General features: G+C 44.5%; 18 protein-coding genes. 10 read left to right on the top strand and 8 right to left on the bottom strand.

The genetic code is table 11. The annotated features are described in order from the left end of the window. Window positions 1-30: 30 nt before the first annotated feature. Complete coding sequence (locus tag ACT89M_RS04590) at window positions 31-5,004, top strand: DUF5724 domain-containing protein (protein ID WP_308722281.1); 4,974 nt, start codon at window positions 31-33, stop codon at window positions 5,002-5,004. Between the two features lie 267 nt (window positions 5,005-5,271). Next, window positions 5,272-5,724, top strand: coding sequence for a GNAT family N-acetyltransferase (locus ACT89M_RS04595; protein WP_154891137.1), 453 nt, complete (start codon window positions 5,272-5,274; stop codon window positions 5,722-5,724). A gap of 174 nt (window positions 5,725-5,898) precedes the next feature. Here the strand turns inward: ACT89M_RS04595 and ACT89M_RS04600 are convergent, their stop codons facing one another. From ACT89M_RS04600 to ACT89M_RS04625, 6 genes are all read right to left on the bottom strand, one after another. Beyond that, on the bottom strand, window positions 5,899-6,690 hold the full coding sequence (locus ACT89M_RS04600) for a formate/nitrite transporter family protein (RefSeq protein ID WP_090917411.1): 792 nt from the start codon (window positions 6,688-6,690) through the stop codon (window positions 5,899-5,901). 322 nt (window positions 6,691-7,012) lie between these two features. After that, window positions 7,013-7,426 carry a hypothetical protein gene (locus ACT89M_RS04605; RefSeq protein WP_308722282.1) on the bottom strand — a complete coding sequence of 138 codons (414 nt, stop codon included), beginning with the start codon at window positions 7,424-7,426 and terminating at the stop codon, window positions 7,013-7,015. Continuing rightward, on the bottom strand, window positions 7,426-7,947 hold the full coding sequence (locus ACT89M_RS04610; RefSeq protein WP_308722283.1) for a hypothetical protein: 522 nt from the start codon (window positions 7,945-7,947) through the stop codon (window positions 7,426-7,428). Before ACT89M_RS04610 ends, ACT89M_RS04605 begins: the two co-directional genes overlap by 1 nt. Window positions 7,948-7,973: 26 nt before the next feature. Then, complete coding sequence (locus tag ACT89M_RS04615; protein WP_308722284.1) at window positions 7,974-8,192, bottom strand: bacteriocin immunity protein; 219 nt, start codon at window positions 8,190-8,192, stop codon at window positions 7,974-7,976. 60 nt (window positions 8,193-8,252) lie between these two features. Continuing rightward, window positions 8,253-8,555: a hypothetical protein gene (locus ACT89M_RS04620; RefSeq protein ID WP_090917420.1), complete on the bottom strand. Its 303-nt coding sequence runs from the start codon at window positions 8,553-8,555 to the stop codon at window positions 8,253-8,255. Between the two features lie 84 nt (window positions 8,556-8,639). Further along, window positions 8,640-9,632 (bottom strand): quinone oxidoreductase family protein, encoded by a 993-nt coding sequence (locus ACT89M_RS04625; RefSeq protein WP_308722421.1) that lies wholly within the window; start codon window positions 9,630-9,632, stop codon window positions 8,640-8,642. A gap of 268 nt (window positions 9,633-9,900) precedes the next feature. On the opposite strand from ACT89M_RS04625, the gene ACT89M_RS04630 reads away from it, so the two are divergent. Genes ACT89M_RS04630 through ACT89M_RS04645 form a run of 4 tightly spaced genes read left to right on the top strand, consistent with a single transcriptional unit; the run spans window position 9,901 to window position 13,244 of the window. Then, window positions 9,901-10,761, top strand: coding sequence for a LysR family transcriptional regulator (locus tag ACT89M_RS04630; protein ID WP_308722285.1), 861 nt, complete (start codon window positions 9,901-9,903; stop codon window positions 10,759-10,761). A 14-nt stretch (window positions 10,762-10,775) separates the two neighbouring features. Next, a complete protein-coding gene (locus ACT89M_RS04635) occupies window positions 10,776-11,870 on the top strand; it encodes a threonine aldolase family protein (protein ID WP_308722286.1) in 1,095 nt (364 codons plus the stop codon). Beyond that, window positions 11,867-12,340: an SMI1/KNR4 family protein gene (locus ACT89M_RS04640; protein ID WP_308722287.1), complete on the top strand. Its 474-nt coding sequence runs from the start codon at window positions 11,867-11,869 to the stop codon at window positions 12,338-12,340. Before ACT89M_RS04635 ends, ACT89M_RS04640 begins: the two co-directional genes overlap by 4 nt. A gap of 28 nt (window positions 12,341-12,368) precedes the next feature. Beyond that, window positions 12,369-13,244, top strand: a complete 876-nt coding sequence (locus ACT89M_RS04645; protein ID WP_154891144.1) for a LysR family transcriptional regulator — start codon at window positions 12,369-12,371, stop codon at window positions 13,242-13,244. A gap of 6 nt (window positions 13,245-13,250) precedes the next feature. Here ACT89M_RS04645 and ACT89M_RS04650 read toward each other — a convergent pair whose 3' ends face one another. Both ACT89M_RS04650 and ACT89M_RS04655 read right to left on the bottom strand, forming a co-directional pair. Then, window positions 13,251-14,240, bottom strand: a complete 990-nt coding sequence (locus ACT89M_RS04650; protein WP_308722288.1) for an aldo/keto reductase family protein — start codon at window positions 14,238-14,240, stop codon at window positions 13,251-13,253. A gap of 106 nt (window positions 14,241-14,346) precedes the next feature. After that, entirely contained in the window at window positions 14,347-15,378 is a 1,032-nt protein-coding gene (locus tag ACT89M_RS04655) for a PocR ligand-binding domain-containing protein (protein WP_308722289.1), read from the bottom strand. A gap of 367 nt (window positions 15,379-15,745) precedes the next feature. Here ACT89M_RS04655 and ACT89M_RS04660 point away from each other — a divergent pair, with 367 nt between their 5' ends. The 4 genes from ACT89M_RS04660 (at window position 15,746) to ACT89M_RS04675 (ending at window position 26,269) form a co-directional block, all read left to right on the top strand. After that, a complete protein-coding gene (locus ACT89M_RS04660) occupies window positions 15,746-16,885 on the top strand; it encodes a glycerol dehydrogenase (protein WP_090917434.1) in 1,140 nt (379 codons plus the stop codon). Beyond that, on the top strand, window positions 16,886-18,655 hold the full coding sequence (dhaK, locus tag ACT89M_RS04665) for a dihydroxyacetone kinase subunit DhaK (RefSeq protein ID WP_154891147.1): 1,770 nt from the start codon (window positions 16,886-16,888) through the stop codon (window positions 18,653-18,655). Window positions 18,656-19,147: 492 nt separating this feature from the next. Next, window positions 19,148-21,295, top strand: coding sequence for an alpha/beta hydrolase family protein (locus ACT89M_RS04670; RefSeq protein ID WP_154891148.1), 2,148 nt, complete (start codon window positions 19,148-19,150; stop codon window positions 21,293-21,295). 525 nt (window positions 21,296-21,820) lie between these two features. Next, entirely contained in the window at window positions 21,821-26,269 is a 4,449-nt protein-coding gene (locus ACT89M_RS04675; RefSeq protein WP_154891149.1) for a non-ribosomal peptide synthetase, read from the top strand. Window positions 26,270-26,299: the final 30 nt, after the last annotated feature.

A 26,299-nucleotide genomic window follows, 5' to 3' on the forward strand; every position in this document is an offset into this window, starting at 1 on the left:
CAGAAGTAGTATGACAAGGAGGAGAACAGGATGAATCAGGAAGATCAGGTACAGGCGTATATTGAGGGATTACAGGAGAAAGCAGCTACGCTTACAGGGGCAAAGCTGGACGTAGCGAAATATGTGATAACGTTGGCAGAATCAACTTACTTGCGTGGGGATGAAGAAGACTATTTTAATATAGAAAAACAACTTATCAACCTTGCGATCGAGAAGCAACAGCCATTATTCCAGCCGATCCTTGAGGTGCTTGAGCACTTGGCCTCTGACGGGTTTGTTGCCAGATTCCGCTATATTGCTGAAGGTGCGACGCTGTATCCATATAGTACAAGCTATGAGCGCAGACCTTTCCGGACCGCCGATCCAAGACAACATGTTGTTCATGTGATGCGCAAGTTGCTTGGTTTATTCCGGATGGAGGCAAGAGGGTTTAGTTTGAACGAGTATTTAACCATTCGTGAGCCAAACATGCTTCATCAGCATGAGTTCCGTGCGGTATTGCCGGACTGTATTGCCTATGAACTGGATCATTCGAACCTTGAAGTCAAGCAGGCACTGCACGATATTATCTATGGGGATAATCAGGCTGCGTTACTGACAAACGAGATGATTAAAGGCATTTTTATGAGTGAACAGGCCGAAGCCTATCACATGGTGGGTGAACTCTTGATTGCAGCCAGACTGCAGGAAGGACTTCGCCAGAGCATTGTGGAACGAATGGACGAAGGCACGTTAGAAGCGTATATTTACATATTAAAAATCATTCTGGACAACAATCTGATACGGTTCAGCTCTGTCGTCAGAGCATTGGGCGTATGGACAGGGATCGGGATTGAAGCGGCCAACCAGCGTGTGGCAACACAATTACTTGAACAGGTCTACGAAGCGCTAGTACATGAGGATATTCGTGAGGCGTGGAGACAGGAGAAAAATGCTAATAAACTATACATCAGTCTGTGGGCCACGGCGGTCATTGAAGAGAATGACCTGCAACCTAAGATTACAGAGATCATGGAACAGGGTGAGATGTACCAGAAGATCGTAGCTCAGTACGTTCTGGCTAACAGCCAGTACCTGGGGCTTCGTCTTGCTATGGCGCGTAATCATCTGGGTGTTCAGCATCCGGAACTGATCCACTGGGTTGTGAAAAATTATACGGCGGCGTATTCGCACAATTGGAGCTTTGAAGAGGGGGAGCACCAACGCAGTGTCTATGTGCCTCGCTGGGATGTGCTTGAAGATAAACAGGCACGCCGCCATGATTTTGATCAATTCAAACAGATGCTGGATTTCATTCCTAAGGGCGGTGCAGGCGGGCCTTCAGGTGTGCTGGATTTTGTGCACTATCAGATCGATAGTGATGACGTCATCAAAAAAATGTTGTATTTGGCTGCTTATGATATGGATGCGGACTGGATTGCTGAGATTATTGCTCTCAAGGATCGATTAAGCCCCGAAATGCGCGGAGAGCTACTGTCGCATTTTGTGCAAGAGCCTGATAACGAGGTGCAGCGCCAGTTTGTGTTTGAAAGTTTGTCTGACAAAAGCATGAGTAACCGTGAGAGTGCATTGCAAAAAGTGAAAAAGTTGGTACTAACCGAAGATGAGCTACAGCAGATGGAAGTACTGTTAAAACTCAAAACGGGATCACTCCGGCAAAAGGTGATTCAAGCCCTGTTGTTGCAACCTGTTGAGAAGTTGAAAGATTCAGTTCAACGATTACTAAAAACGAAGAATGAGCTGCAACGTCTGGGTGCACTTGAACTGTTAACGGAGATTAAAACGGATACGGCACGTGCAGAGCAACTGGAACAGCTCAAGCCATTCGCAGAGGAACTAGAGAAGCCTACAGCCAAGGAACAGAAGCTGCTCGACAAACTGTTTAATGAAGGAAGTCGTTATACGGCCTCCAATGGCTATGGTCTATTTGACCCGAATCAACGGCAAACGCTGCTCGATGAAGAACGTGACCTTTCTGGCAACAAACCGAAGGATATATTTAATATATCACTGGATAAGATCAGTGCCTTCATGAAAGGATTAAATGAACTGGTTCATGAGCACAGGGATCATGAATATGTGGTGGAGTACTATGCAGGTTACAAAGATACCCTGTTAGTCGGAACCAGCCTTCGTTCCAAGGTTCCTTATGGCGATCGGTCGAAAATGAAACAACTGGATCAGTTTCCGCTGGATGAAGTGTGGAAGCAATATTTCGAGCAAAACGGTCTGAGCAGTATTGAACTGTTACAGCTATATGTCGAACTGCAGTTAGGCAAGCTGAACGGCACATTGGATGAACATTACTCTTTTTATCGCGAGCAGTATGATTACGACAAATTAAGAAAGATGCCATTACTAGAGGGTTGGCGCAAAACATTTGCTGAACAGACCTATCCATTGAATGAGATGGTGAAGCTGCACGAGATGATGGGCACACTGCCATATAAAGATCAGGTTCATGCATTGATCTCGGCTGCATTTCTGGATCGTGATTCAGCTGAAATCTTCGAGATTGCAGAGAAGGCATGGGGTTCGATCATTTTAAGTATGCCTGCAGAGCATATGGAGAAGGAAATGGGAATGCTTCAGATTCTGACAGAACCGTGGAAATATATTGTCCGGAATGCCGTGTATGACGACGCGAGCTTTAAGCGATATTTCCAGACAGCCTATCAATTCTCTCATCTGGTAGAGCCTTACCATCCGTTGTCTCTCCTGTCACTTGACGATTTCCTGCGAGCCTACCAATTAGAGCTGATTGATGATCAGGAGATTTACCGTCAACTGATGGTTGGACCGTTCCGTTATCTGTTCATCCGTGACATGACCTCGGCTCGCACAGAGCGGATCAAAGATGATCCAAAGCTGATTCAACTGCGCGATACGGTGGTCAATCGCATTCTGGAGATTGAACTGACCCGGGGGGAACTATCTACTGAAGTGAGTAATCTGGCTATGAAACTGGAACGCATTGAAGGCATGGAACATTGGGTGCATCTGGTTGCTGCCATGGATCAGGATACGTTTGTTCGTGGGTATATTTATAGTTATGGTGAAGGGAATACAACGCGTAAAGAAATGTTCAGTTATCTGATTAAGCACTGTCATCCACGGGCTGGGGAAGATGAACAGTTGCTGGCGGAATTGCTGCAGAAGTATCCGGTTAAGGAGAAAAAGCTGCTGGAAGCCGCCATGTATGCACCGCAATGGATGGAACTTGTGGCGAAACATCTAGGCTGGAAGGGGCTTCGTAGTGCGGCTTGGTACTTCCATGCTCACATTAATGAACAATTCAGTGCGGAGAAGGAAACAATTGTTGCGCATTACTCCCCAATTACGCCGCAGGACTTTAATGATGGGGCCTTTGATATCGCCTGGTTTGAAGAGGCTTACGCTGAGGTTGGAGAAGAGCGATTCAACCTGTTGTACGATTGTGCGAAGTACATCTCGGGCGGAGCCAACCATCGCAGATCACAATTGTTCGCAGATGCAGCCCTTGGCAAACTCAGTCTGAAGGACATGTATGATTCGGTAGCAGACAAGCGGAATAAGGATCACTTACTGACCTATAGTCTGATTCCGCTGGCAGAGGAACGGGATCGGGATGTAAGAGAGCGTTACGACTTTATCCAGAAGTTTCAGTTGCAGAGCAAGCAGTTCGGGGCGCAGCGGCGCGCGAGTGAAGGATTAGCTTCACAGATTGCGCTTGGTAACCTTGCGCGGAACGCGGGTTATGCTGATGTAACACGTCTCATGTGGGATATGGAAGCGCGTAAGCTGGATGAGGTGAAATCGTATTTCGAACCGCATGCACTGGATGACGATACGACGGCTCAACTCGTCATTGATGAGGAGGGGCAGGCTGATCTCGTCATTGTTAGTAAAGGCAAAGTGCTGAAGTCCGTTCCTGCTCGTCTCAAAAAGGACGGATATATTGCAGAGTTGAAGGAGCTAAAATCCGATCTGGTCGATCAGTATCGACGGGCTAGACAGGAACTGGAGCGCTCCATGGTCGCAGGCACAGCCTTCACACGTCAGGAGATTGCAAGTCTGATGCTTAATCCGGTCATTCATCCGCTACTCAGGACGTTGATCTTCAAGTCAGGTGAGCAGCTTGGAAGATTTGATGTTGCATCCGGTGGTATGCTAGCCCCGGTCGCAGAGGGAGTTGCCTATACATTGAAGGAAGAAGATCAGTTGCTGATTGCACATCCGCTACATTTGTATGAGAGCGGCAAGTGGAGTGAATTCCAGCGCGATCTCTTTACTCGTCAGGAGCGTCAGCCGTTTAAACAGGTTTTCCGCGAACTTTACCTGCCGAATGAAGATGAACTTGCTCAAGGTACGGTCTCTCGTCGCTACGCAGGATATCAGATTCAGCCGAATAAAACGGTAAGTTTGTTGAAAAGCCGTCAATGGACGGTAAGTTATGAAGAGGGATTGCAAAAGGTGAGTTATGAGCATAACTTGATCGCTAATCTCTATGCGATGGCGGACTGGTTCTCTCCAGCAGATACAGAGGCACCTACGCTGGAGACCGTTCAATTCTATGATCGTCGCACGTATAAACCTGTAGAATTGAAGGATGTACCACAGGTGTTCTTCTCAGAGGTCATGCGTGATATTGATCTGGTAGTTAGCATTGCCCACGTTGGCGGTGTGGACCCAGAGGCAAGTCTTACAACCATAGAGATGCGACATGTTATTGTGAATGAGTCTTTGCGTTTGCTCAAGCTGGATAATGTGCGTTTGGACGGCAATTATGCACGAATCGAAGGTGAACTGGGTGAATATGCCGTTCATTTGGGAAGCGGTAATGTCTTCAAGCGGGCCACTGGTGCAATGTATATCGTGCCTGTGCATAGCCAGCACCGGGGAAGAATCTTCCTGCCATTCCTGGATGAAGATCCAAGAACCGCCGAGATTTTGTCCAAAATCGTACTGCTGGCTGAGGACAAGAAAATCAAAGATCCGCAGATTCTCGCACAGCTTCAGCAATAAAAATATATGTGTAGCATTAATATACCGAATGACAATAGACCGCCTCACTTGGGGCGGTCTATTGGTCATACCACTTTCTAATGAGAGAAGCAGTGGTGTAATCTATGGATTGGATTGGCTATATAATGCTGTTGTTTGCAGATGTTGAGGATGACAGAATATGTTAAGATATACGCAGGAATCAAGGTACATACGAATGGTACATGAGTAAGTACGGATGGGATTCTGCGCTACATTATGTTTTCAGCAGAGGAGAGTGCATAAGACATGTTAATGGTACCTTATCGGGAGCAGGACCACGCCAAGTTAGTAGCCATCTGGGAGCGTGCTGTTCGAGCGACACATACATTTCTGGAGGAGCATCACATTCTGTTTTATAAAAAGATGGTCGGTGAAGCTTTGGAATTCAAACAAGTCGAGGTCTGGGAAGTGCTGGATACCGAGCAAGAGCCGATTGGCTTCATCGGTCTGGACAATAGCTTTATTGAGATGTTGTTTGTAGACGAGTATTTTCAGGGACAAGGCGTTGGGAGATTTCTGGTTCATCAAACGATGAAAATGAAGGGCACTGAGCTTAGAGTAGATGTGAATGAGCAGAATGAGGATGCGGCCCGATTTTATGAGAAGCTGGGATTTGTACAGACAGGACGATCCGAACTGGACAGTTCAGGCAATCCTTTTCCGTTGCTTCATCTGGAGATGAAACGAACAGGAGCTTGATTAGGAGAAATCATCTGTCAGGCTTAAGTGAGAACGGTTTAAGATGCTTCTCTAGGTAAAGATAAAACCCCGGCGGTGACTCCTGTATGGGAGACGCTACCGGGGTTCTATGTTTTCCTTACTGGTAAACCGTGGTCATTGAACCGGGAAGGAAGGGGGCTATTTTCAAAAAAATTAATGTGCCTCTTCATCGTCCAGGAAAGGTTTGTTCACCGCATAATACATGAAGCCCATCAGCAACACGCCTCCTACCAGATTACCGAGCGTCACAGGCACCAGGTTGTGAATCACACCACCGAATGAGATCGTGCCCGGGTGGTTTAACACAAGCGCAATTGCAAACGTACACATATTCGCAATGCTGTGCTCATATCCCGAGATGAAGAAACAAAATACAAAAAGCATCATGGCAAACATCTTGGCGCCATTCTCTTTCATGAACATCGGCACAAAGAACGCCAGACACACGAGCCAGTTACAGAGGATTCCGCGGAAAAAGAGCTGCATCGCTGGAGCTTCCATTTTGTGCTCGACTACACTGAGTAGGAAACCGTTCACCTGTGCCGAATCGAACAGTCCCGTAAGATAAATCAACAGGGCAAATACCGCCGCGCCCATCAAGTTTCCACTGTAGCTCGCAATCCACAGCTTAACCACTTCAAACCAGCGCAGTTTTTTGCGTAATGCCGCATAGGTGTAATAGAACGTATTGCCTGTAAACAAGTCACCGCCGCCATAGGCAATCAGAATAATTGCCGCACCGAACGTAATGGCTGCCATAGGGTATGTGAATGGGGAATTCTCCATATAGAAGAAATTGCCCGTCTTAAAAGCTACGATGACCCCGAATCCGATGAACATGCTGGCTAGCATAGAGCGTGACAGATATCGCAACAAACTTTGCTTGTAAATTTTGTGTTTCTTCAGAGCAAGCTGCTCGACGCCCCGTAAACCTTCCGTTTCCATAATTCCCCTCCTGTATGTAATGGATCAACTGGGGCGTGTCTTGAAATCCGCTGAAGTGCATCTTTTACCGCCTTTTTGCCCCCTGCTGCGTCACTTTCCCTTGACGTGCCCCGGCACGCCTACGATAAACTTCCTGGCTTGGAACAAAAAATTAGCAAAATCTGCTTCCTTCAGCGTTTTCAGACACGCCCTAACTTTTCTACATTATACCTGTAATTTGCTTCAATAGTGGACCGAAATGAAAGAATTTAAACTATACATCAATAGATCGCCCGAGAATGCCGTGGGCTGGTGTGCCCTTCCGCAGGGGAAGAACTTTAAATTATTTAGGATCAGAATCTTGTTTGTAGGAGGTTCCAGGAAAGGGGAACATGCAACTCTGCCAGATGTCATTCAGCTGTGCTTCTGTCCGTTCATGTGGAACATGCTCTTCGCTATAAGAGCGTTCCAGCTTATCGCGCATAAACGCTTCTGCATGGGGACTAGGGCGAGAGTGAAACTGTTTGGAAAAATCGCCGTGAATGTCTGCCTCTCTCAGTTTGCTAAGAGCACTATTGATTAAGGGACTGCCTGAATACAACAAAGAGGAGGTCTCTTCACATTCGAACTTGAGAAAAAGAAGTGCCTTCTGAATGGCATGAATCTCGCCTTGAGTAAGATGTACCGCCTGAGTCGTTTCTTCTGTTAAATGTTCACCGGCTTGTTCTGGTGACTGCTGTTTATCGTTCGAATTCATTAATGATCACGTCCCGAGATAGATTGAAGTTCCCGTACTGCCGCAGTACCGAACTCAGGATGCGTTTGCAGTGATTCCAGCGCCAGCACAGCATGCGGCCGGTGTTTGTTTGCTTTTACAATATCGAAAGCGGCACTCTGCACCAATATATAGGAATCTGACTGAATGACATCCAGAGCCAGCCCAATTTCAGCCTCGGTAACGGGGAGCAGGGCTAACGCCATTAAAGCATAAATCTGAACATCTTCGTCTTCTTCCGGATTACGTACCAGTTTTCCCGCTGCTTCAAGAATTTCAGTAAGAAGTGGAGAAGTTCCCGCCATACCGAGGGCTCGCCAAGCTTCAATACGCACCAGATCTTCTTCCTGTGTATTCATACCAAGAGCAAGGACTTGCCGAGTTATTTCTGCATCATGTAATTCGATGAGCTGACGAAGCGCTTCCTGTTTTTCCTCTGAAGTCGCTGAATCGAAATGATGAGCTCCAATTGCATAATGTATTTCTTTATCTTCATTAGACATGTATATCATTCACCTCCTGAATAAGTTCAAGATTGGGGCGGGAGCTGTATTGGGCGAACTTGAAGTGCTTCTTCTACAATCTGCTCCGCAGTTAACTCACGTTCATCCCAGAAAATCAGATTACTGACCTCCGCATAAGGAAGAGCCTTTTGCACTTCTGTCAGCATATCATCCAATTCTTGCTCCGTTCCTTCCGCGTTCATAATTTTGCGAACTAATACGACAAGATGTTCATGATTGGACATTGCTAGTACCTCCTCCTGAATAATGAAATGGATTGAATGAATAAGGTGGTGCAGGCCCGTTTAGTCTAAAATAGGCTCACTCCAAGGATCATATTTTACGAAAATGGGTAGCATTTTTGGTGCTAATGTGAGATGTAGCGCATCTGACTTTTGAGTCTTATAGGAAATGATATAGTCCCCAAAGTGCGGCTCATATTCAAAGTGTTCAAATGTGATCGTTTGATCTGGATACTTGACAGCTGCGTATAATGTTGTAGCTCCTCTAGCCAGCAATTCCTTCATCACAGGGATCTGAGCAGCAAGCATGATTACAATCAGCACAAGGATAGCGCGTTTCATATGACGTTTTAGAAAACGAGTCAAAGACAAATCCCCCTATCTGATGACCATGTCTAAGCATTAGTCTATCATTGATAAGGGGAAAGTTCATGGTAAAAAGGTCGTTGTTTAGCGCATCGTAATCGCGATATTGCCGAACTGCTCACCTTTTTCCAATCGTTCAAATGCCTGTGCCGTATTTTGCAGTGGATAGATGCTGTCTATTACAGGGTGGATCTTATGTTTATCTACCCAATCCAGCATCTGCACAAACTCTTCACGGCTGCCCATAGAAGTACCGATCAAGCTGATCTGCGGAAAAAAGATCGAACGAATCGGCAGATGTAAGTCATCGCCTGAACTTGCGCCAAACATGACGATTCGTCCGCCAGGTCGGATGACACTTTCGTATTTGGGGAACATCACTTGTCCAATACTGTCCAGAATGATATCAACAGGCTCTTGAATATTCATCGTACTCTTCCAATCGGCATGACTGTCCAAAGCTTGATGAGCCCCGAGACGTAATGCCTCAGCTCGTTTAACCTCACTTCTAGATGTTACGGTGACCTTTGCTCCCGCAGCTAAAGCCATAAGAAAAGCATACGTTGCGACACCACCTCCGATTCCGGGAATCAGAAGATGTTCGCCTGCTTTCAGCCCCCCGCGAGTGAACAGCGCACGATACGCCGTCAGTGCAGAAAGAGACAATACACCAGCTTCAAGCCAGGAGAGATGTTCAGGTTTGGGCAACACATTGCTGGCAGGCAGTGTAATATATTGCGCTAGTGTTCCATCCGAAGGGCCTCCGACTATACCTGGAACCACAGGTACGTCTGCGGTATGTTCCCAGCCGAGCGTCGGGTGAATGATGACTTCTTGGCCTATGGAGATATGTTGCACGTCTTCGCCAACTTCTACCACAATGCCTGCCCCGTCCGATCCGGGAATAAGCGGAGTGTCTTGAGGCGTACGATCTGACATAATGAAGAGATCCCGGTGATTCAGTCCAGCAGCGCTCAGCTCTACAACGACTTGTCCGGGGCCTGCTTCAGGTGTTGGACAGGTTGAATATTGAAGACCTTCAAGGCCGCGATGACCTGAATGGATGATTGCATTCATCGTTTTGGATACGTTCATGGATGTTACCTCCCTGTATAATATAGTTACTCTGTCATCGTGCTTAGTGCTCTTATAGAGTAGATGGACGACTCATTACGGAGTCATTGTACAGGCGAGATGGAAACACGTAAAATAAACAGAAATGAAGGTCAGTATCAGGAATAATGATAGATAAGAATACGTGAAGAAATGAAGAGTGTTTAGCCTGATGTACGACATCTCAATAGGGCGGAATGCTCTGATATAAAGACAAGCAGGTGAGAAGAAAATGGATGCAGGGGATTTGAAAATATTCCAGGCGGTTGCCCGCGAAGGCAGTATCACTAAAGCCGCCACCGCACTTAATTATGTTCAGTCCAACGTGACCACACGAATCAAACAATTGGAAGATCAGCTTCAAGTGCCGTTGTTTCATCGCTCCAATCGGGGGATGCTGCTCACTCCGGCAGGGGAGAACCTGCTGGGCTACGCAGATCGAATATTGGAATTATTAGATGAAGCAGAGCAGGCCGCACAGGAAGGAAGTCCACCGACAGGAAATCTTCGTTTGGGTTCGATTGAGACTGCGGCTTCTCGTTTTCTGACACCGCTTCTGGCCGAGTACTGCGCATGTTATCCGAAGGTACGTTATTCCCTTGTCACTGGTGGTACACACGAGCTGAATCAGAAGGTTATAGCCCATGAATTACATGGTGCTCTGGTATATGGTCCGGTCAAACATGAGAAGCTGAATTATATGAAAATGTACGACGATGAGCTGGTGCTGATCGTTAAACCGGGTGAACTTGATATGCCCGTGCTACTCAGCAGGCCGATGTTATTTTTTGAGGTTGGATGCAGCCACCGAACTCAGGCGGAGGATTTTTTGAAAACCCAAGGGGTTCATTCACTAAATGTCATGGAATATGGGACACTCGATACCATTATTAATGGTGTTACTGTCGGTTTAGGCGTGTCCTTGCTGCCTCGTTCTTCGGTGGCTCAAGCAGCAGCCAGAGGTGAGGTAGACATTGTATCACTTCCTGACCCATATTCTCGTCTGGAAGTAGGATTTGTTTATGCTCATGGTGAACATCGTTCTAACGCGCTCCAGGCTCTAGTGGAGATTATGACGATACAGGAACAGTAAAGGAGAGGTTGATTTTGGCAAATAACAAATTAACACTTGCCGACGCATTCGGTCAGGCGGCGTACATTGTAGGCGGGCACGGTAGCCGCAAAGTGAAAGTGTTGAAAAAGGCTCTGGAACAGGTGGATGGAGAAACGTTCAGTGACCACTACGGGAATGGCTCAATCATTGATGAGTTTCAACAGGAGATGGCAGATGTGCTAGGGAAGGAATCGGCGGTGTTTTTCCCAAGCGGCACGATGGCGCAGCAGATTGCACTTCGCATCTGGTGTGACCGGGCAGGCATCAAGCGAGTTGCGTATCATCCGCTGTCTCACCTGGAGATTCATGAAGAAGATGGACTAAAGGAGCTGCATCAGATCGAAAGCATTTTGCTGGGAGAAGCGGATCGTATGATTACACTTGATGATGTGAAAGGAATTAAGGGGAAATACGCCTGTTTGTTACTTGAGTTACCACAGCGAGAGATAGGTGGGCAATTGCCGGCTTATGAGGAACTGGAGGCGATCTCGGCATACTGCCGTGAGCACGGGATCAAGTTACATCTGGACGGAGCGCGCCTGTTTGAGATCACGCCTTATTACGAGAAAACACCAGCGGAGATCTGCGGTTTGTTTGATAGTGTATACATCTCTTTTTACAAAGGTATTGGCGGCATTGCAGGAGCTATTCTTGCTGGGGATACGGACATCATGCAGGAATCCAAGGTGTGGAAACGGCGGCATGGCGGCGATCTGATCGGACTGTATCCGTATATTCTCAGCTCCAAGTATTATTACAATGAACGTGTCGGCAAAATGGGACATTATTACGAGCAGGCCAAGGAACTTGCCTCGCTGTTCAATGCATGCCACGGGATTCACACGATCCCTGAAACTCCTGTATCCAATATGTTTCACGTTCACTTTACACTCGCAGCTTCCGAGGTTGAACCCTTGCTCGTGCAGATGGTGCAGAAGTTTGATATCGGCATTACATCGTATCTGAACAAAACCGGAGGCAACAGCTGCTCATACGAAATGTCGACAGGAGATCGTTATGACCTGATACCACAGGACAAGCTACGAGATGCACTGACTTGGCTGGACGGAGAGTTGCAAAACAGATGAAATTCGTAGAGCTAGACCCGATTCGGGATTTGTTGGTGCAGGCATATGGAACATCGATGGGGAGTGGCAGTAAACCTGAAACCGAGCAGGACATCAACAATTTTGAGCAAAAGTACCAAGTGAAGCTGCCTGCGGCGTACCGTGCGCTGCTACTAGAATTCGGGGCGTGCAACTTTGGTGACCCCGCTTTGTATTCAGTCAAAGAGCTAGACTGGGCGTATCCCGAGTTTCAGGATGCATATCGAGAGTACGAGAAGGAATACGACCTGCCTGGCGGGCTGAAGCTTTTTCCAATCGGCGGATTTGGTGAGGGTAGCATAGCCGTTCTGGATGAGACCTCTGGCAAAGTGATGATGCTCATTCATGACAGCGGGGAGGATGTTCCGTTAGTAGAGATCGAGTCTGATTTTTGTGCACTCATGACGATGCATGCAGAGACTGCAATCTGGGTGGAGGAGCAGATGAAGTAACGGGGAGAGGGGAGGTGTATCAGGTGTAATGGATATTCGAAAGTTACGCTACTTTATCGCCGTGGCGGAGGAACTTCATTTCCATCGTGCGGCCGAAAGATTAAATATGACTCAGCCGCCGCTGAGTCAACAGATCCAAAATCTAGAAGAAGAACTAGGTGTTAAGCTGTTGGAACGTACGAAAAAGATGGTTAGGCTAACACCTGCGGGAGCCGTATTTCTAGATCAGGCAAGACTAATTTTGGCTCAGCTTGAACGATCTATCCATCTCACACAGAAGGTTGACCAAGGCATCGTTGGTCATATAACGATAGCTTTTGTGGATTCGGCTTCAGGCAGTATGATGGTCGATATGCTAAGGCGATTTCGAGTAGCGTACCCACAGATCGAAATTACACTGCGTGAGATGACATCTTCTGAACAGCTGCAGGCACTGCAAGATGGACAGATCCATATTGGATTTTTACGATATCAGGAGCATAAGCCAAATGTGTCTTTCCGGATCTTCCAGGAAGAAACGTTAATGGTGGTGGTTCCAGACGATCACCCTTTGGCAGAGCAGATTCAAGTGTCGATTACTGACTTGGCGGAAGAGGATTTTATTTTGTTCCCTAGCCATTTGGGCTCACCATTTCATCGTCTCGTTCGGGAGTTTTGCAGGGAGCATGGGGTAGAACCGCGAATTACGCAGGAAGCAATCCAGATGTATACGATTGTGAACCTCGTTGCTGCAGGCATGGGAGTTTCCATTGTTCCTTCTTCGGTGGAGGTGTTTCAGCGCAGAGGTGTGGTATTTTTACCTTTAATAGAAAAACCGCCCTCCGTGCCCTTATACATGGCATGGCGGACGGACATGAATCAGGGTGTGGTCACCCGTTTTATACACATGGACAAGAGCGACTAAACTATATTAACCCGTCAGGACAGGATTTCTCTCAATCCATTTTCCTAATATTTCATCAATTCGAGTGAGGATATCCTGATCCAGTTTCACACCGGAAGCTTTCACATTTTCCAGTACTTGTTCTGGCCCGGATGCCCCAATAATCACTGAGCTGACGTAGGGATGATGAAGAACCCAGGCAACAGCGAGTTGAGGAAGAGTCAAACCTAGTTCCTTCGCTAGAGGAAGAAGCTGTTGTACAGCAGTCAGCACATCATCGTGTAACCAACGACCGGCGAGCTTGTTGAAGAAGGGTTTCCCTGCTTGGGCTGCTGCTCGTGATCCGGGTGGCACTGCTTCATACGGAAGGTATTTACCCGATAGTATGCCTTGAGCGAGTGGAGACCATGTAATCTGTCCCAGACCTGCCTGTACACTTGCGGGCACAACTTCTTGCTCAATTACACGCCATAACATCGAATACTGCGGCTGACTTGCGATGAAAGGTACACGCAACTCTTTAGCTAGTGCGGAGCCTTGCTCAATCTGAGCAGCTGTCCATTCACTAACCCCAATATAATGAACCTTGCCTTGACGAACAAGATCAGCAAACGCAAGGAATGTCTCTTCCAGTGGAGTGTGTGTATCATAGCGGTGAGCGTAATAGACATCGATATAATCTGTTTGCAATCGTTGTAATGAAGCACTGCAGGCTTCCATAATATGTTTGCGGGAAAGTCCTCTGTTATTGTGACCTGGGCCGGTTGGATGACAGACTTTGGTGCATAGTTCAATACTCTCTCTTGGGACTCCCTTGATAGCCTGTCCCAACACAGTTTCCGCCTTGGTATCCGAATATACGTCTGCCGTATCAAATGTCGTAATACCTGCCTCCAATGCAGCTTGGACACAAGCTTGTGCTGTTGGATCATCAACTTGTGATCCATGTGTAATCCAGTTGCCCAGCGAAATCTCACTGACGGTTAAACCGCTGTTTCCCAATTTGCGATATTCCATTTGTCATGCCTCCTTACTCATCTGGACTCCATTGTAGCAAGTGCAGATAATTAGGTGAAATATCTATTAAGCGCATGATTGATATGAAAAACATATCACAGGTTAATCAGCTCTCCTGAATATATTTACGATAGAGGGCAGGTGTGATTTCCTCGAACTTTTTAAATATTTTAATAAAATACCCCGATTCATTAAATCCCAGCTCATCGCTGATCTGTGAAACGGGCATGTCTGTGACCTCCAGCAGTTGCTTGGCCCACTTGATTTTGAGCTTGGCGAGATAGGTGGTGAAGTTTTCACCCGTCTCCTTGGCAAACAGTCTACTGAAATAACTTGGACTCAGGTGGCACAGATCGGCTGCTTGTTTAAGAGACACTTGTTCGCTCTTATGGTTATGGATATATTCAAAAGCAGGCTGGAGTACCGGATTGAGACTCTCCGTATCACTTGGACTATTTTTGAGATAAGCGTCCGCAATGGCATTGGTCATTTCCTTTTTGATCGACTCGATGTTACGGATCGAGTAACCCGGCAGGATAGTGGACAAGTTGACGGACTCCTGATTGCCTGAAGCTTTCTCAAACATCTCCACCAGCAAGTTTTTGTTCAGCGCTTCCTCGACAATATAGTTGCAGAGCAGGGATAACATATTGGAAATCTTCACGATCTCTTCATACGTCATGACGGGTAATTGGTCGTAATCTGCCTGCAACTCCTTCATTTTCGCATCATGCATCGGTACGTTTTTGGACGTCACGATCTGTTCCAGATCGGTACCTTTCTCGGGATCAGCCAGTTTGACTTGTCCGGCCATGACCGCGCCAATATATTTTCCATCTATCGTAATCGGAATCGCAATATCAATGATATTGAAATGACAGAGATAAACGTAAGGTTCGTTAAGGCGAACAGCCTCCAAACCGCCGCGAGAATCACATTTTTGACAGTAGGGAAGAAGCTCAGGATCTTTGCGAACGTTCTGGCAGAAAGCCTGACAGCTACTGTGGCTGGTCACGGGTATACCTTTATAATCAACGGTAAGAATAGCAAGTTTGGTGACGGTGGCGAGGGAATCCTGAAGGCGCTTCCACTTGTCCAGATCCAGTATTTTATTGATGTGCAGATATTCTTTAATCATGTGAAAAACCTCCGTGGCAGACCGAATTCATCGATCGGAGAGTCGTTAAAAAGTTGAAAGTTGTACATATTAAGACGTGAACAGGACGGGTAATGGAACATGGGAGGTCAAAATTCAACCATCTCATGACAATAACATACCACGATTATGCGAAAAAGCAAAAAATTACGATTGCAAATTATAATAATTTGTTATCAAAGTCCACTGTAAACCTCTTGTTTCTGCGTTATATTTAGGTCAATTGCAACAATTAAAATTTGATGTAACACGGAGCGAGGCACCTTAACCTCTGAATTCAAGTCAAGAAGGACAAGCGTTGCTGCGCAAAACATTCTATCGAATCTACTTTTAGGAGGCATATCATATTATGAGAAAAGCATTTATCAGCCCAACCAAGTACGTGCAAGGCGAAGACGAATTGTTGAACCTGGGTTATTTCGTAAAATCCTTCGGAGATTCTGCGTTGTTGATTGCACACCCGGACGATGTACAGCGTGTTAAAGCCAAGCTGGATGCAACAGCAGAAAAATTCAATATCACGTTTGTTGAAAGCGGTTTTAGAGGCGAATGTTCACGTGAGGAAGTTGCTCGTTTGCAAGAAATTGCGAAAGAAAAAGGCTGTACATGCACGATCGGTCTCGGTGGCGGTAAAGCCATTGATGCTGCAAAATGTGTTGCTGAAGGTGATGCATTAATCATCTGCCCAACGATTGCAGCAACAGACGCACCGACAAGCCACTCGGCAGTATTGTACACACCAGAAGGTTCTTTTGACGATTATGCATACTTCAAACAAAGCCCAAGCGTGGTGCTCGTAGATACAACGGTTATTGCAAATGCACCAACACGTTTCCTCGTATCCGGTATGGGAGATGCGTTGTCAACTTACTTCGAGGCAAGAGCAACAGCAAAATCTTACTCCCGTGTGAATGCAAGTCTGCCAATGGGTTCCCGTGAAGGGTACACACCTTCTGCTGTAGGAACGAATGCAGCACTGGCACTTGCTAAATTGTGTTACGAAATGTTGCTTACGGACGGCGCCAAAGCAAAAGTAGCGAGTGACAGCAACGTGGTAACTCAAGCCCTGGAAAACATCGTAGAAACGAACATCCTGTTGTCTGGTCTTGGATTCGAAAGCGGCGGTTTGGCTGCAGCTCACGCGATCCACAATGGTCTGACGGTTCTGGAAGGCACACACCACTATTTCCACGGTGAAAAAGTGTCCTTCGGTACGATTGCGCAGCTCGTTCTTGAAAATGCACCAACCGAAGAGTTGCACCAAGTGATGGATTTCTGTCTTTCCGTAGGATTGCCTGTAAGTCTGGCAGATATCGGCGTAGAAACCATTACACAAGAAGAATTGTTGAAAGTAGCGGAGATTGCGTGCATTCCAGAGGAATCTATCCACGCGATGCCATTCCCGATTACTGTTCCTGAAGTAGCCGCAGCGATTGCAGCAGCTGACCGAATCGGACGGGAGTACAAAGCACGCCAGGAGGCAAAATAAATGAAAAAAATCATCAACCAAGCTGAACATGTTGTCATGGAAATGTGCAACGGGATTGCGCTTGCGCACCCGGAGCTGGAATTTCTGAAAAAATATAAAGTGATTAAACGCAGAGAGATTCAGGCGGATAAAGTCAGCCTGATTAGCGGCGGCGGTAGCGGTCACGAGCCAGCACATGCTGGTTATGTCGGTAAAGGTATGCTGGATGCAGCGGTATGCGGAGATGTATTTGCATCCCCTTCCCAAATCCAGGTATATCAAGCGATCAAAGCAACGGCAAGCAACAAAGGTACACTGCTTATCATCAAAAACTACAGCGGCGACATGATGAACTTCAAAAACGCAGCACATCTGGCTGAAGAAGATGGCATCAACGTGCAATATGTACGTGTGGAAGATGACATTGCTGTGCAAGACAGCTTGTATACGGTAGGACGCCGCGGCGTGGCTGGAACGGTTCTGGTTCATAAAATTGCCGGCGCAGCAGCGGAAGAAGGACGTAGCCTGGAAGAAGTGAAGGCTGTTGCCGAGAAAGCGGCGCAGAACGTGCGCAGTATCGGTTTTGGATTCACGTCTTGTACGGTTCCTGCCAAGGGAACACCAACTTTCGAAATCGCGGAAGACGAGATGGAGTTCGGGGTAGGGATCCATGGTGAGCCAGGTATTCGACGTGAGAAAATCGTATCTGCAGACGAACTTGCAGGACGTATGGTGTCCGCATTGCTCAAAGATATGAAGCTGGATCAGGATGCGTCTGCCGAGATCGCTGTGCTTGTGAACGGTTTTGGTGCAACACCTCTGCAAGAGCTGTACCTGCTCAACAACTCGGTGCAACGTGAGCTTGCAGGACATACAGGTCTTAACGTAGCGACGACTTTCGTGGGCAACTACATGACCAGTATCGACATGGCGGGAGCATCGGTTACCATTCTGAAGCTGGATGATGAATTGAAAACCTTGTTGTTTAAGGAAAGCGACACACCTGCATTCAAGGTGTCTGGCCCTCCAGTGGCACAAGTTGCTTACTCCGAAGCGCTGGAAGCAGTTGTGACGGAGGATGCTCCAGTATCCTATGAGGTGCAGACGGATGCGTCAGCAGCTGTTGTTGAAAATAATCAGTTCTCACTGGATAACATGGTTTACCTGATCGATAAAATGGGCGAAATCATCATCAAGAACGAAGTGCCGTTCTGTGAACTGGATTCCCATGCCGGTGACGGCGACTTCGGGATGAGTGTAGCCAAAGGCTTCCGTCAATTGAAGCGTGAGTGGAACCACATCGTTAACGAAGAGAAAAAAGATATCGGCTCATTCCTCGATGCGTGCTCCCTCGTCATCATGGAGTATTGCGGCGGAGCATCCGGCCCAATCTGGGGTTCGGCATTCCGTGCAGCGGGCAAAGCGGTAGGTGAGAAGCAACATTTGAATGTCGCTGAGTTTGCTGAAATGATGCAGGCAGCGGTACAAGGCATTCAATCAACAGGTGAGCGTTCCTTCGGACGCGGTGCGGTTGTAGGGGATAAAACACTGATCGACGCACTCGTCCCATGTGCAGATGCCTGGACGCAAAGTGCAGAGTCTGGAGATGACTTCAAAGCTGTGTTTGCCAAAGGTGCAGCCGCAGCGGTAGAAGGTGCGAAGAAAACGGAAGATATCGTAGCACGTATGGGACGCGCAGGTACGGTCGGTGACCGCAGTTTGGGATATCCGGATGCTGGCGCGTATGCGCTGGGTGTTATTTTCACCGAACTGTCCGAGTCTTTGAAGTAAGATAGAATTCATTAAAATAGCTTGAATGACGATATAGATTATACAGAACTATACAGAACCGAATTGACACAGGTGACGGCGCCGGAGTCCGGCGTCGTTATGTGTGCCTTTTTTAGGCCATAGTGAGTCAATATTTACATGTACTCATTTACATCGAATTTGAATTATTAAATTTGGGTTTATTGTTGGCTTGTATTGTTAACTGCATTATGACATGCTGTTTCGTTTATTTCCTTGAGGGAAGCGTATGCATAGTGATATCTATTTATCTATATAATTTGAACTAAAGATTTTACACAGTCCACTCCGATGACAGAAGAACCTTCCAATCGCTGTTATCCCCAGATTTTTTGGATTCCCTTTTCGAAAGGGAAAAATCCGGTGATAAAGGCGAGCGCTTCGCTTTTCAAGGTTTTTTCTGTCCTCTCCGTTATTGTGTAAAAGAATAGTTCAACTTATATCGCATTTTATATTACTTAAAGGAGCCAACCAATGAGAACAGTCACATCATTCTTGAAAAAACCGCAGGGGTTGCTGGTTTTATCACTCGTTCTGGTTATTTTCGGCAGCTTGTTTGCCGGCATGTTCAACACATCCTTCTATTCCGTCAAGGTTAAAGAGATCAAATTCCAGGCCGATCACGGAACGTTATCGGGTCTGCTGTACATGCCAAAAGGCGCGGGTGCTGATGACAAAAGACCGGTCATCATTACAACGCATGGTTATTTGAACACGAAAGAAATGCAGGATGCACCTGCCATTGAGATGTCCAGACGTGGTTACATCGTGCTCGCACTCGATATGTATGATCACGGGGATTCCCGCTGGAGTGCTCCTATTCCGGTGAAAGATATGTTCGGCACGTTCTGGATTTATTCTCAATTCGATGCAGCTAAATATATCTATAATCAGGATTTCACCAAAAAAGATGATAAAGGTAACGCATATGTTGCTGTGAGCGGTCACTCCATGGGCGGATTCTCGACACTGCTCTCCATGTACATGGATGAGATGACTGCATTGCAAACTGGTCACCGCATGATCTATACAGGAATCTCTGTAGGCGCGGATTATTCGTATGCGGCAGCCGTGGCTCCGCAAGATCAGCTACAATCAGCTTTTGGAAGCCGTACAGTAGGGATGATTGCTGGTAAATATGACGAGTTTTTCTTCAATAAATCCGACGAAGAGAAGACAGCCGCTGAAAAAGAAATCAAAGGTACCGTGATGCGCAAAGATCTTGCCGCAACGATCTCGGGTAAAGCATTCCTCGGACTGGCTGCAGATGCGCCAAGAGCGGAAACAGACAAGTTTACTGAAGTTCAGTCTGGTGACCTGATGGTTGATGGCAAAGTGGTACGTCCTTCGCAAACAGGTGAGCACATCATGTTCACACCGAATCAGACTCACCCGTGGAACCATTTCTCGCCAACAACGACGGGACATCTGATCGACTTTTACGCGCATGCTTTCAATGGGGTAACGTCACCGAACCAGACGAATGTGAATCTGGGATCGGGAAATCAGATCTGGTGGGCGAAGGAAGCTTTTAACTTTGTAGCATTGATCGGTTTCTTCCTGATGATCGTGCCTTTGATTACGTTGCTGCTCAGACTGCCATTGCTGCGTAAAGCGGTTAGCAACGAGATCGCAACAGTTTCCGCTGCCGTAAGTGGCAAGCAAAAAACGATCTACTGGCTCGCGATTGCGTTCAGCACGCTGATCCCCGCCATTCTTTTCCCAACGCTAATGGATAAATCGGCAGACGGATTGAATGTATTGCGTGTCATTGCTCTGATCGTGTTGATCGTAAGTGTGCTTGGTGCAGTCATTGGATTTATCTTGGCTGGAAGCAAAAAGAATGATTATGCGGCAAGCCGCCGGATGAAAAATATCGGCGTAGGCAGCGTGCTGCTGGCCATTGTGTCTCTGGTCATGTGGGTTGTGTTTAACTATGCGAGCAAAATTGTCGTTACAGGCACATACTTCAATGAACCAACGACGAACCAGATCGTATACTGGGCGTTGGTATCGGCGTTGATTATGATTCTGGTGACCTTTGCATTCCACTATTTCTCCAAAAAGGATGCAGGCACTCGTTTCAGTGATTACGGCATTAGCTTGAATATCGGAACCATCATTGCCAGCCTTGTAACAGCTGTACTGGCTATTGTAATCGGCTATGCACTACTGTTCGCGGTACAGGCGATCTTCGGAACGGACTTCCGGATCTGGACATTTGCGGTACGTACGTTCGAACAGGCACATTTCGTTACTGCACTGCGTTATGCACCACTGTTCCTGATCTATTACTTTGTGAGTGCCGTTGCACTGAACGCCAATACGCGCGGCAAACGCGGTGGTATGTTCCTTGCGATTGTACTGAATGTTGGCGGATTGGTATTGTGGATGCTGGCACAGTATGGCAAAGACTTTATGACAGGTGTGGCCCTGTATCCAACTCAAGCACTGAACGGCATTCTGTTGTTCGCGCTGGTGCCATGTCTGATCATCGCTGCCGTATACGCACGCAAATTGTTTGAAAAAACGAACAATGTATGGCTCGCGGCATTTGTGAATACGTTGCTGTTTACGATGGTGACGGTGGCGAATACCGTTCTCTTCTGGAACTTGGTTTAATTAAAGAAGATATGGTGTGGCTTGTAGATTACACTGACCACTCCGATGTGTGACTAACAAATGATACTTAAATAACAATCTGCAAATTATAAAGAGCGCTCTATAAGATAGAAACTTTGAAAAAAGTCCATCTTATAGAGTGCTTTTTTTATAAGAAAATCATTTACAAAAAATTACCGAATTAAGTTTCTTAAATTGATAAGAGATCATTTGAATTTTGTTTGAGCTAAATACGACATTTTCACTTAATATTTTTATAAAATGTAAAATTTTGTTGACTTTATTTATGTAAAACAATATCATTTAAAGTAATAATATTCCTTTTAATGAATCAATAAACAGTAAAGGTTTAGGATAGATATTCTCATGCTTTAATTCGAAAATAGCAAAGTAGAAAATAATATCTTCATATGTTTTTTTGGGGAAAATCAAGTCTAAATACGAATAATAATTATTGCACTGCAATAATTGACCAATGGGTAATTCGTGATTCAATATAAAAGGGAAGTTAAGGGGAGTAGAAGTATGAAGATGAATTTGACACATCCGCAGAAACGTATATGGTACACTGAAAAAATACATACAAACTCTTCACTCCATAATATTGGAGGATGCTTACATATAGATGGCCGTCTTAATCCAGACCTTTTTATTAGGGCAATACAAAATGTCATACAAAGTCATGAAGGATTGCACTTGCGTTTTGGTGAGGAGAATGGAAAACCTTATCAGTATATCAAAGTGGATAATCAGTATAATATTGACTTCGTGGATTTTAGTAGTTACGAAGAGCCTAAGAAGGTTATGCAGAATTGGGCTCAAAAACAGTTCGATAAACCATTTGAATTGGAAAATCAAGTGTTGTATTACCTCGCGATTTATAAAATAAGTGAGTCAGAATATGGTTTTTTGTTAAAATTGCATCACCTAATATCTGATGGTTGGTCAACTTCAATTATTCAACAAGAAATCTGTGATCAGTATACCAATTTATTGGAGGGAAAAGAGGAAATACCTGCAGTTTCATACTCATATGTAGATTACATTGGGAAAGAAAAAAAGTATCTTAATTCAGAACGATTCCTGAAGAATAAAGCATATTGGCATGAGAAATTCATTGATGTGCCGGAGTTATTTTTATATAAAGGTATCACAAGTCTGGAAGCTAAACGTCAGTCATATCGTATCAGTCAAAAGATGTCTGCAAAAATCAATAAATTCATTATAGATCAGGGTACTTCACTAAACACTTTATTTATAACAGTGATGTTTATTTATTTACATAAAATAATGAATCTAGAAGATATGGTCCTAGGTACTCCTGTAATGAATCGGACTGATAAAGAAGATAAGCAAACAATTGGTATGTATACGAGCACGGTCCCAGTAAGAATGAATATAAATCCAGATTGGACGGTAAGTGAACTCTTCAAATCGGTAATTCTGGAGTTAAAAAGATGTTATATACATCAAAAATATCCCTATGATCTGTTAATTGCTGATCTGGGATTGAATAAAAAAGGTTACGACAGTCTTTTCAAAATTTGCGTAAATTATTATAACACCCAATACTTTAAGCATGTTGCTGGATTGCCGGCTGAAGTAAGGGAATATCATGGTCAAAATCAGAGTTATTCTATGCAATTAATCGTAAATGAATGGACAAACAATGAAATAACTCTCAATTTCGACTACAAAATTAGCGAATATACAGAAGAAGAAATTCAAATTATGTATGAGAGTATGAATCATATTTTAAATCAAATGTTGATAGATCCAGTAATGCAGATTAAGGATATTCATCTTTGTAGTGAGGATGAGTTTCATGAGCGAATCTATGCCTTGAATGCGACAGAGGCAAGTTATCCACGTGACAAAACAGTCCATGAGATTTTCGAGGCACAAGTTGAGAAAACACCAGACCACGTGGCTCTGCATTTTGAGGGTCAAACACTTTCATACAGAGAGCTAAACTGCAGAGCTAACCGACTGGGGTCATTTCTTGAGAAGCAAGGAGTGAAGAAAGAGAAAATTGTAGCAATCCGTGCATCTCATTCCTTCGAGCTTATCATTGCTATGTTAGGCGTGCTGAAAGCCGGTGGAGCTTATTTGCCAATTGAACCGTCTTATCCGGTAGAGAGAATGAATTTTATGTTGAAGGATTCAGAAGCTATCATCTTGTTAACAAATGATGAATTACCATCAGGCTTAGAATTTCGAGGTCAAACATTTGATCTCCGACATGAAGGGGTTTACACGGAGGAAAGCCAAAATGTAGATCGAGGCTGCTCTTCCAATGATCTCGTTTATATGATTTATACTTCAGGGTCAACTGGCAATCCCAAGGGGGTTATGATTGAACACCAAAATCTAATCAACTACATTTGGTGGGCTAACAAAACGTATGCGGGAGAGAATGAAATATTTGCACTATATTCTTCAATTTCTTTTGACTTAACAGTAACTTCAATTTTTACTCCTTTGATTGCTGGTAATCAAATTTCTATTCATGCTGATGATGGCGGAGAGTTTATTCTACACAAAATTATGAAGGAAAATCTGGCGACGCTTATTAAGCTTACACCAGCGCATCTTATATTGATTAAGGATATGGATAATCGGAGCTCCTCCGTAAAGAAAATGATCGTGGGAGGGGATAACCTCAAGGTTACAGTCGCTAAAGAAGTGGTGGACAGCTTTGGTGGTGATATCGAAATTTACAATGAATACGGGCCAACAGAAGCTACTGTGGGTTGTATGATCTATAAGTACGATGTAGAGAAAGATACTCGTGCTTCAGTTCCAATTGGTGTAGCAATCGACAATGCACAAATTTATTTATTGAATAAGTATTTGGGTCCGATACCTACGGGATTACTGGGTGAAATCTATATCTCGGGTGATGGTGTGGCCAGAGGTTATCTGAATAGGCAAGAATTAACTGAAAGAGTCTTTATAGATAATCCTTTCAGACCAGGAGAGAAAATGTACAAAACAGGGGATATTGCTAGATATCTTTCTGATGGGAATATTGAGTATATCGGAAGGGAAGATAATCAGGTAAAGCTGAGAGGATATCGTATTGAGCTTGGAGAGATAGAAAAGTCTCTTTTGGATTACAAGCTCATAAAAGATGTCGTTGTAACCGTCAAGGGGAAACTGCTCTACGCTTACTATGTCAGTGAGGAAGCGTTAGATGTTGGAGACTTGAAGACTTGGCTGTTAAAACAACTCCCAACGTATATGATTCCAAATAAATTTGTTTTTCTAAAACAGCTACCATTAACGGTGAATGGGAAAGTTGATTTTAATTCATTGCCTATAGAAGATACAGATGTTAAAGATATTATCAGTTACCGTAGTTACGAGGAAAAACAGCTAATCCATGCTATGGAAGAGATTCTTGGAGTTCAAGATATTAGTATGGATGATGATTTTTACGAAATTGGCGGGGATTCTATAAAAGCTATTCAAATTGCTTCCAAGTTAAAAAACTTCAATATTTATATCGCTGTTAAAGACATTCTTAGCAAAGGCCACATTGAAGAAATTGCAGCGGCAATGACTGTAAGAGAGGATGTTAGTCCAGTAGATCAAGATCGATGTACTGGAGTTGTAGAAATGACACCGATTATGCAATGGTTCTTTTCACAAGATTTTAAAGAGGTCAACCATTATAATCAGTCTGTTTTGTTATCATGCAAGAAAGCTGTGAAATTCGATCATGTTCGGAAATGCATGGATTATCTTATCGAACATCATGATATGTTACGGCTTAACTATGATGAGAGCAAAAATGAGTGGTTTTATCGAAATGATTTTAGGAACGATATTAGTCATTTGGAATATTTTGATCTTTCAAATGAAACGGATTTGAATAGGGAAAAGAAAATAAAAGAGCTTGGTTTTCATGTTAAGTCAAGTTTTGATTTGAAATATGGTCCATTACTCAAAGGAAGTATGTTCAAATTAGGCGAAGATGAGCAGTTGATTTTGCTTACTGCACATCACCTTGCTGTTGATGGTATTTCTTGGAGAATATTGATCGAGGATTTTATAACCCTAATGGAACAATTCGAACAAGGGGAAACGATTTCTTTACCACTAAAAACAAATTCATTTAAGGATTGGTCCAGCCAGTTAAAAGCTTATAGTCGAGGGATTTCTGAAAATGTAATGGGATACTGGAGAGAGGTTCAATTAAAAGAAAGTTATTTTCCTGTTGAATTTGAACAAGGACCAGATGATATAAGTTCTTCAGTGATGGTGAAAAGGCAGTTGAATAAACAAACTCTTGATGATTTTTCCCGAAAAATTCAAGAGATTTACGGACTTACTCTCCATGAAGGTTTGATTATCGCCCTATTATTAACGCTAAAGCCAATTACTCAACAAGAGTTGATTGTAATTGATTTAGAAGGACATGGGAGAGAAACGATTAATGAACAAATGGATGTGTCTAGAACTGTCGGATGGTTTACCACTATATATCCTGCATATTTTATCGTAGAAGATCAGGGATTGGATTTTCAATTGAAGAGTTTAAAAGAACAATTGAAAAACATACCTAACAAGGGCTTTGATTTTGGAATATTACAATTCATAAACCAAACCATTCCAAATAGTTCCTCTAAAAGAGTTCGATTTAATTACCTAGGGGATTTTGATAATACGTTTAACAACCATTTTCAACAACTCACTAATATAGATTGCGGATTGAACATTGGGAGTAGCAATCATCTTACTGCAATCATAGACATAGTAGCTATGGTAGTGAACCAAAAATTTCATATCGAGATTACCTTTAGCAAAAACAGGTTTTACACTGAAACTATGCAAGATTTATTAAATAATTTTATAGAAAAAATACAGGAAATTGTCCATTTTTGCGAAGAGAAAAGCAATAAAGAGTTCACTCCTTCCGATTTTAAGTTAGATATCTCACAAGATGAATTGGATGATTTATTTCGATAGGTAAGACAGGATATTAATAAAAAAATGGAT

The organism is Paenibacillus sp. NN59 (assembly GCF_057597225.1).